An 8,723-nucleotide genomic window follows, 5' to 3' on the forward strand; every position below is an offset into this window, starting at 1 on the left:
GAAGACGACGACCTTCTCGTCCTCATGCACGGTACCGGGAACGAGCTGATAGGAGATCTCACCCTCGGGAGCCGCGGCGAGTTTGAAGAACTTCAGAATCGCGACGATAAGCGCCGGAACACGCACGCTCACGGAGGCCTTCTGCCTGCCCTCGGGCTTGCTGAACTTCACGGCATTCGCCTCTCGGCCGGTGCAGGGCTCCAGCGCGATCTGCTTCGTCTTGGGATTGACCAGCACCTTCACATAGGCGGGGAATCCCAGCACCTCGGCCGTGGCCTTGTTGAAGCGCACCGCGGACTCCGTCACCGTCATCGTCACCTTGGCGACCGGAGCCACCAGGCTTACCTCTTCGAATCCCTGAAGAACGGGCATCCTATATTCCTTTCATCCGTTTTTTCATGATTCTTATCGTCAGACAACCTACATTGATTGTGCTGCCGCTGCACTTGCAGTCGTCGTGTCATGAATCATGTGCATGACATCCGAATTGATTGTATCAATCGAACTAATAACAAGCATACACAATTCTGGAAGAACATTTCAAAGATGATATTTCTGCCATCTTCTTTTCTGAATATCGGAATCGAATCACCCGCAGACAGAGCTTATAAAAGACAGCCATTCAGTGCAGGCAGAGGAATCCTCAAGGAATGGTCTCAAATGACGCAATCACACTTGCCGAACAAGAGGTCTCCTCTGACATGAAAAGGCACGAAAAAGACAACGGATATCCCTTCGACCACATTCGACATCGTTTTATCGAGAAGCGAAATAATTCGCACCCCGAAGACCCAAATGCACTATCAGCATGACAGACGCAATTGCCCGAATCCGAAACCAACGAACACGAACCGACCAGGCAGTAGACCAACGACGACGCCGGATCAGCGGATGACCGGAAAACCGAGAAACGCCTGAGCCGAACGAGGATGATCGTAATGGATCATGAGATCGAAATCATCCATCCTGATGGGAATCCGATAGGCGTCCACGACGGTTTCACCGGCGACCTCATCGAACCAGGGGTCGTCAACGACCATAACCCGCCGGGCGGAGTCGCATTCCACGACCGTGATCCAATGAGGGCACACCGTCCCGTGCATGGCGTATTCGTCGATGAGGACCATCAGGACGTATCCCCGCCGCACGACGTCGGCCACATCCTCAGCGCTGAAGGCGCCTACGGAAACCGGGCACCCAAGGCGATGGGCGTCGCCCTCGAACGCCAACTGAGCGTCCCGGGCAAGCCGCCGGTCGAGAATCCCCCGTCGTCCCTCGGGATCGAGGACGGGTCCGGTGCGCGAGACCCGGATATGGGGCACGACGCCGCGCTTCATCGCGGCCACCGCAAGTCCGTAGGGATCGCAGGCCACGCCCAGGGTCGCCTCACGCCAGATCGCTATCTCCTCGTCCCTCGTGCCTTCCGCGGGTCTGCCCGATGTCCGCAGCGCATCGAGAAGCGCCACCGGGCCGCAGGTGAACTCGGTGGTCTGCCGCTGGTGCCCGTGCTCGGCCCGGTTCTGGCCGCCGTCGTCCGAGGAACCATCCCCGACGTCGACGGCGAGGTCGCGCACCACCTTCAGCGCAAAAGCCTCGCGTGACCTGGTCTCCGCATGGTCAACAAGCCTCGTCCACAGAAGGGGATCCCCCTCCAGGGCACACAGCGTCTGCTGCGCGGTATGCGCCCGATGCCGGCCGACCAGCGAGGCATGGCAGCCGATGGGGTCGTCGGCGTCATAGGCGACGTAGGCATCGCATTGCAGCCGCCCCTGGGCGCTGTGAATCGCCTCAAGCCCCGAAGGTCCTATCATCCGCATGAACCGGGGATCCGCAGCACGCTTCGGCGGAACGTCAAGAAAGCGCACATCCATGGCTAGCCCTCCGGCTCCGGTGCCCTCGAGGACGACCCGTCGAAGTCCGCACGGGGGTCGCGGGGCATCGCGGCGACCAGGGCTCTGACGTAGGCGTTCGTCGAACGATCCATCACGTCGGCGGTCAACCCTGATTCGACGACCACGCCTGCCTGCATCACCATGATCCTGTCCGCGATCCTGCGCACGACGTCGAGGTCATGGGAGATGAACAGTATCGCCAGACCGAAGTCGTCACGCAGCCTGAGCATGGTGTCGAGCACCTGGACGCGGATCGCGGCGTCCAGCGCCGTGACGGCCTCGTCGGCGACGAGAAGATCGGGTCCGGGCGCCAGGGCGCGTGCGATGGCCACGCGCTGGCACTGCCCTCCGGACAGCGTTCCGGGCTTGCGGTCAAGAAGGTCCTCCGTCGACGAATCCAGACCGACCTCGGCGAGCAGTCTCCGCATGGCCGCGTCACCCGCCGGCTTCCCGCAGACGTGAAGCGCCTCGTGAAGCGTCTGCGCCACGGTCATGGTGGGGTTCAGCGACCCGAAGGGGTTCTGGAACACCAGCTGCGCACGGTCACGGGACCAGGGGACCACGTCGTCTTCCGCTCCGACGTACGTCACGCTGCCGGAATCAGGCTTCTCGAGACCGACGAGACACCGTGCCACCGTCGACTTGCCGGAACCGGACGCGCCGACGACGCCGAGGATCTCCCCACGCCGCACCTCCAGGGACACATCGCGGATGGCGGGCTCGGATGCGCCCGGATAGGTCTTGGCGAGATGCTCCGCACGGACGACGAGACGCCCTCCGCCGTCCGCTCCGCCCCCATGGCCGACGCCCCGATGCATCCGGGCCCCCAGCAGCCGTCGCGTGTATTCGGATCGGGGCCGCAGGACGACGTCGTCACGACCCGCCGCCTCCACGACGAGCCCGTCGTGGAACACGGCGATGTCGTCGGCATGCTCCGCCGCCAAGGCCAGATCATGGGTGATGAGGACAAGGGACATGTGATGCGAGGCACTCAGATCCCGCAGCAGACGGAGCACGCCCTCCTGGGTCTGGGCGTCCAGGGCGGTCGTCGGTTCGTCGGCGATGAGCACATGCGGTCCTGGCGCCACGGCGGCCGCTATCGCCACGCGTTGCCGCATCCCTCCCGACAGCTCATGCGGGTATGCGGAATAGACGTCCGGGGGCAGTCCCACGTCCCGCAGAAGCCGCCGGGCCTGGGCGGGTCTCTCCTGCTTCGGCAGGCCCGAGCCCGAACAGATCTGCCGGCCGCATGTCGCCAACGGGTTGAGGGAGGAGAAGGGGTCCTGGGGAAGCCAGACGATTCCGCATCCGCGCACGGCCCTCCAGGCGGCCTCGCCCTCGGACAGATCGATCGTCCGTCCGTCCAGCTCGTACTCCCCCGACAGCGACGAATCCCTGGGAAGAAGCCCGCACAGGGCCTTCGCCGTCACCGATTTGCCGGATCCGGATTCTCCGACGACGGCGAGGGTGGATCCCCTTCGCAGCGTGAGGTCCACGCCGTGGATGATCTCCCGGGAGCCGATCGCCACGCGCAGATCGCGCACCTGAAGCGCCGCATCCTCCGCTTCGCTCATATCTCCCCCTTCATGCCGCGTTCGGTGATCCAGTCACCGACGACGTTGAAGGCCACCGAGGTGAGGATGATGGCCACTCCGGGGGCGACGGCGGCCATCGGATTGCTGAAGAGCAGCTCACGCGCGTCGGAGAGCTGACGTCCCCAGTCGGCGTCCTGGGGGGAGACGCCGAGCCCAAGAAAGGACAGGGAGGACAGGGAGATGAGGGCGTTCGCCATCTCGAGGAAGACCTCGGCGCCGATCAGAGGACGGATCACCGGAAGCAGGTGACGTCCGGCTATCCGCACCGGGCCGAGCTCAAGCAGCCGCGCGGCGTCTAGGTAGGAGTCATGCAGATGGGCGAGGACCCCGGAGCGCACGAGACGGATCTCATAGGGCGCATAGAGGATGACGAACACAAGGACGTTCGTCCAGTAACCGCCGCCTATGACGCCGGCCACGACGATGGCGATGAGGAGAGTGGGCAGGGAGAGCATGACCTCCACCACACGGGACACCAGCCAGTCGACCCATCCCCCGAGCCATGCCGCCGCGGTGCCGAGGACCAGTCCGACGGCCATGGCGCCGCAGGAGATCATCACGGGCCCCGCGAGCGCGGTGCGGCTCCCCGCCAGGGTGAGCAGAAGCACGTCCCGGCCGAGGGCGTCTGTCCCCCAGACATGGCCCTGCGTGCCCGGGGCCACGGACGATAGGAGGAGGTTCTGGTTCAGCCCGGCGGTGCTCAGGGCGGGAATGAGTGCGAGCACCGCGACGCCCGCGAGCACGATGAAGGACAGGATGACGGCAACGGGACGCAGCGCGAGCCGACGTGTCGGCAGGATATGCCTCATGCGTCCTCACCGGCCTTCTTCTCGGACGACGTCGCCGGGTCTCCCCTGCGGATGGAGCGTCGGCCGCGGCGCGTGCGCAGCCGGGGGTCGATAAGAACGGCGAGGGAGTCGACCACGGCCGTGGAGACGCAGATGATCGTGGCCATGATCAGGGTGATCGCCTGGACGACCGGGATGTCCTTGAAGGTGACGGACTCCTGCAGCAGCGTGCCGAGGCCCCCCACGGAGAAGGTGGCCTCCACGACCACCGTCCCGGACACCAGCGAGGCGATGAGCAGCCCGGAGGAGGTGACGATGGGCAGCGCGGCGTTGCGCAACTGGGCGAGGATGATCGTGTGACGGGGAACTCCGCGGGACAGGGCGAAAAGCGTGTAGTCGGAATCGATCTGCCGGATCAGGGACGCCCTGGAGATCTTGATGACCACGGCGAACAGCCCGATGGACAGGGTGAACGCGGGAAGCACGAGATGCCAGACGGCGTCCATGAAGGAACCGGATCCCAGTCCGTAGATCGGGAACCATCCGAGCTTCACCGACAGCACGTACAGCAGAAGAAGACCGACCGCGAAGCTCGGCGCCCCCAGACCGGCCACGGCGAGCGCGGTGATGGTCCCGTCCTGCCAGCGTCCCCGATGCCGCGCCGAGACGATTCCCAGAGGGATCCCCACGACAAGCGCGATGAGGAGAGCCATCAGCGCAAGGGTGAGCGTGATCCACGCCCGCTGCCCGATCATCTCCGTGACGGGAAGCCGTGTGCGGATGGAGACGCCGAGGTCGCCATGCAGCACGTCCCCCAGCCAGTAGACGTACTGCCTCCACGGAGGCTGGTCGAGATGGTACTGGGCTCGAACGGCGGCGAGCTGGCTGGCACTGACCTTGCGCGCTCCGGCAAGCGTGCGTGCGGGGTCCCCCGAGGTCATGTACAGCAGACCGAAGGTGAGGCCGGACAGGATGGCGAGAAGCAGTGCAAGAATGCCGAGCCGACGCGCGAGGAAGGCGAGCGCCCTCATGGTCGGGTCGCTCCCCTCGTCTCGGCGACCGACGAAGCCGACGCGCATGCGGTTTTCACGCACACCGCCCCGATATTCCGAACCATCGCGTCATCCCGCATGCCATACCCGTCGCATCCTCCGGTCGAATTCGTCTGACACCCATGATGCCCGTGCGTTCGGACGCGCTAGCCCTCAACGAAATCCTCGGCCCAGTTGGTCCCCAGCCAGTAGGTGCCGATGCCCGTCAGTCGGATTCCGGAACGCGTGGCCACCGCCGACCTGCCCCAGTACACCGGCGAGTAGACGTCCTGCTCGAGGGCCGTCTTCGTCGTGTCCAGAACGGCGTCCAGCTTCGCGGACTCGTCGGTGAGCGAGCCGATGGAATCCGTCTTGGCCGCGACAGCCGAATCCTCCCAGTTGGCCGGGTTCGCGCCCTTCCCACCCGCGGCGAGCAGCCATGAGGAGATCTCGTTGGGCTGGGGCGTGGTCGGGTTGTAGATCATCCAGCCGACGCCCTGCTTGCCGTTGCCGATCTCGTTGAGCCACTGCTCGAGAGGAATCTCCTTCACGTTGAGGGTGATCCCGATCTTCTTCAGGGACTGCGCCAGAGCCAGGGAGGCCTGGCCGACCGCCGAGTAGCCCGTGGGATAGGTCAGCGTCGCCGTGAAGCCGCCGGGCGTGGAGGATTCGGCAAGCTCCTTCTTCGCCTTGGTCAGACTGTAGGAGAGGGCCGGCAGTCCGGCGACCTTCTTCGCGGCCTTGGAGCGGTCGTTGCCCGTCCATCCCGCAAGCTGGTCGGGTGAATCGATGCCGGTGGCGACTTCGCCGTTGCCCTTGAGGATGCCGCTGACGATGCCCTTCTTGTCGACCGCATAAGAAATCGCCTTGCGCACATGGATGTCGCTGAAGGGTTTCACGGAGGAGTCGAAGGTCAGACCGTAGTACGACCGGTCGGGATAGGTGGTCACCTTCGCGCCGCCGGACTCCCACTGGGAGATCTGCGTGACGGGGACGTTGAAGGCCACGTCGGTCTTGCCGTTGCGGAAGGCGAGCTGTCTGGTGGAGTCCTCGGTGATGAAGTCGATGCGTATCTTCTTCGGGCCGGTGTTCTTCCCCCAGTATCCGGAGAACCTGGTCAGGGTCACATGGCTGGAGGGATCGAACTCGGTGACCTTGTAGGGTCCCGTTCCCACGATGAGCCCCTTGGAGGAGCCGTAGTCGCTGCCCTCCTTCTTGCGGAAGCTCTCCGACGTGACGAAAAGGCCTGCGGTGTTGGACACCTGCATGGCGAAGTCGGGCTGGGAGCTCGTCAGCGTGATGGTCAGCTGGTCGTCACCGGTCTTCTCCACGCTTTTCACGTAGTTTGGCCAGTAGACCGACAGCCCCGGAGACTGCTTGGAGTCGCGGGCCACGTTGATGGAGTCGACGATGTCGTCCACGGTCATGGTGGTGCCGTCATGGAACTTGACGTTCTTCCTGATGGTGAACACCCAGACCTTGTTCTCCTCCTTCGTCGTCCATGCCGTCGCGAGTGCCGGGATGATCTCCCCCTTGCCGTTGACGCCGGTGAGACCTTCCTGGTAGAGGGCCGCAAGCTGGTAGTTGGCGCTGCCGGCCTCCTGGTTGACGCTGAGCGTGCTCACCGCCGAGGCACTGGCCACGGTGAGCTCGCTGATGGGCCCACTGGATGTCGACTGCGATGACGACGCCGATCCGCATCCCGCAAGGGCCAGCGTCGCCATGACGGCCACGGCGGCCACGACTCGACGCGCCACCGGCCTCGCCACATGGTGCCTTGTCATCGATCCTGCGCCCATCGGACTCCCCCTTATCCACCACCCCTAGCACGGCAGGTCCGTCGGCGCGCATCCGCTCCGAAGAAGACCCTCATTCCTTCAGGCTAGGCCCATGACGTCACGCCGGGCAACGCACCCGTCATCGCAAATTCATATACTTGGTTATCACGGCCCGGTCCTACGCGGGCCCGGTGATACCGTGAAACGGTGACATCACGCGAACCCGGGGAATCCGACTCGAGCACCGACACCCACGGGAACGAGGTCCCCTCGCGCGTGCGTCTCTCCATCGTGGCGGCCGCGCTGCTCTCGTTCACCGGGATTCTCACCGAGACGTCGCTGAACGTCACGTTCACCACCATGACCCGGCAGTTCGCGCTGCCGATGTCCACCGTGCAGACGCTCACCTCCGGCTACCTGCTTATGGTGACGCTGGCGATGAGCGCCTCGGCGTATCTGCTCCGGCGCTTCGACGCGCGGCTGCTGTTCCGCTCGGCCGTCATCGTCAGCCTCGTCGGTCTGCTGCTCTGCGCGCTGCCCGTCGCGACCTCCCCGTCGACGTTCCCGGTTCTGCTGGCCGGCCGTCTTCTGCAGTCCGTGGCCACGGGCGTCGCCACCCCGCTGATGATGCACGTCATCCTCACGTCAGTGCCTCTCCATCTGCGCGGCACGTATCTGGGATTCGCGGGGATGGTCATCTCCTTCGCGCCCGCCCTGGGACCCACCTACGGCGGACTCGTCAACCATGTGACGTCCTGGAGACTCGTCTTCGTGCTCGTCATGCCGGTGGTCGTCGCGGCCTGGATCCTCGGGGAGCGCAATCTTCGTCTGCCCGCGCGGGGAGTCCACGGCCATCGCTTCGACGTCGTCGGCCTGCTGCTGCTGGCCGTGGTCCTCATCGGCATCACGCAGGCGGTTGATCAGGCGGGCGCCAACGGTCCGACGAGCGCATCCGCGCTCATCCCGCTGGCCATCGCGATCCTCGCCGGCGTCCTCGCCGTCCACCACGCGCTCCACGACGACGCGCCCCTGCTCAATCTGCGCATCCTGGCGAATCCAGTGGTGGGCTCGCGGGCGGTGGGCTATTTCGTCCTGCAGTTCACCAACATCGGCAGCTCCTTCCTGCTTCCCGTGTTCCTGCAGACCCTGTCGGGCATCGATTCGCTCACCGCCGGACTGCTGCTTCTTCCCGGATCGCTGCTGGGTGCGCTGGTGGCTCCCTTCGCCGGATCCTTCTACGACCATCGCGGCGCGAAGGCCGTGCTGCTCGCCTCGCACGGACTGATGCTGGCCGGCACCCTGATGCTGTGGGCCCTCACCGCCAGCCTCACCGTGCCCATCGTCACGGTGCTGTACATGCTGCTGCGCCTGGGCTTCAACCTCGGCTTCGGCAACACCATGACGGACGCCAGCAAGGTCGTGGACCCCTCACGGCAGACGGACGTCAACTCGCTGTTCAACACCATCCAGCAGTACGCGGGGTCGCTGGGCACCAGCGCGCTGTCGGCGCTGCTGGCACTGGGCGAACTGCGGCATCCGGGCGACGCGACGGCCGGAGCGGTCGCGGGGGCCGGCGACGGGTTCCTGCTGCTGGTCGTTCTGGGGGCCGTGGCGCTGGTGGGCGTGGTCGTGTCGCTGC

General features: G+C 65.2%; 7 protein-coding genes. 1 reads left to right on the forward strand and 6 read right to left on the reverse strand.

Annotated elements, in window-relative coordinates:
- The 6 genes from RWX87_RS05995 to RWX87_RS06020 form a co-directional block, all read right to left on the reverse strand.
- Positions 1-372: hypothetical protein (locus RWX87_RS05995; protein WP_314688630.1), on the reverse strand; the 372-nt coding region annotated here is incomplete at its 3' end.
- A 512-nt stretch (positions 373-884) separates the two neighbouring features.
- Positions 885-1,871, reverse strand: coding sequence for a peptidase C39 family protein (locus RWX87_RS06000; protein ID WP_314688632.1), 987 nt, complete (start codon positions 1,869-1,871; stop codon positions 885-887).
- A 2-nt stretch (positions 1,872-1,873) separates the two neighbouring features.
- Positions 1,874-3,466, reverse strand: a complete 1,593-nt coding sequence (locus RWX87_RS06005; protein WP_314688633.1) for an ABC transporter ATP-binding protein — start codon at positions 3,464-3,466, stop codon at positions 1,874-1,876.
- The gene (locus RWX87_RS06010; protein ID WP_314688634.1) at positions 3,463-4,296 is read right to left on the reverse strand and encodes an ABC transporter permease; all 834 of its coding nucleotides are present in this window, start codon (positions 4,294-4,296) and stop codon (positions 3,463-3,465) included. Before RWX87_RS06010 ends, RWX87_RS06005 begins: the two co-directional genes overlap by 4 nt.
- Positions 4,293-5,354 carry an ABC transporter permease gene (locus RWX87_RS06015; protein WP_314688635.1) on the reverse strand — a complete coding sequence of 354 codons (1,062 nt, stop codon included), beginning with the start codon at positions 5,352-5,354 and terminating at the stop codon, positions 4,293-4,295. The genes RWX87_RS06010 and RWX87_RS06015 overlap by 4 nt, the downstream gene beginning before the upstream one ends.
- A 119-nt stretch (positions 5,355-5,473) precedes the next feature.
- The gene (locus RWX87_RS06020) at positions 5,474-7,090 is read right to left on the reverse strand and encodes an ABC transporter substrate-binding protein (protein WP_314688636.1); all 1,617 of its coding nucleotides are present in this window, start codon (positions 7,088-7,090) and stop codon (positions 5,474-5,476) included.
- Between the two features lie 201 nt (positions 7,091-7,291).
- Here RWX87_RS06020 and RWX87_RS06025 point away from each other — a divergent pair.
- The coding region (locus RWX87_RS06025; RefSeq protein ID WP_314688637.1) for an MFS transporter at positions 7,292-8,723 on the forward strand (1,432 nt) is incomplete at its 3' end.

The organism is uncultured Bifidobacterium sp. (assembly GCF_963540075.1).
Lineage (GTDB): Bacteria > Actinomycetota > Actinomycetes > Actinomycetales > Bifidobacteriaceae > Bifidobacterium.

Coding starts and splice junctions, on each gene's coding strand:
- RWX87_RS06010 (WP_314688634.1), bottom strand. CDS start 4,296: ATGAGGCATATCCTGCCGACACGTCGGCTCGCGCTGCGTCCCGTTGCC.
- RWX87_RS06005 (WP_314688633.1), bottom strand. CDS start 3,466: ATGAGCGAAGCGGAGGATGCGGCGCTTCAGGTGCGCGATCTGCGCGTG.
- RWX87_RS06015 (WP_314688635.1), bottom strand. CDS start 5,354: ATGCGCGTCGGCTTCGTCGGTCGCCGAGACGAGGGGAGCGACCCGACC.
- RWX87_RS06000 (WP_314688632.1), bottom strand. CDS start 1,871: ATGGATGTGCGCTTTCTTGACGTTCCGCCGAAGCGTGCTGCGGATCCC.
- RWX87_RS06020 (WP_314688636.1), bottom strand. CDS start 7,090: ATGACAAGGCACCATGTGGCGAGGCCGGTGGCGCGTCGAGTCGTGGCC.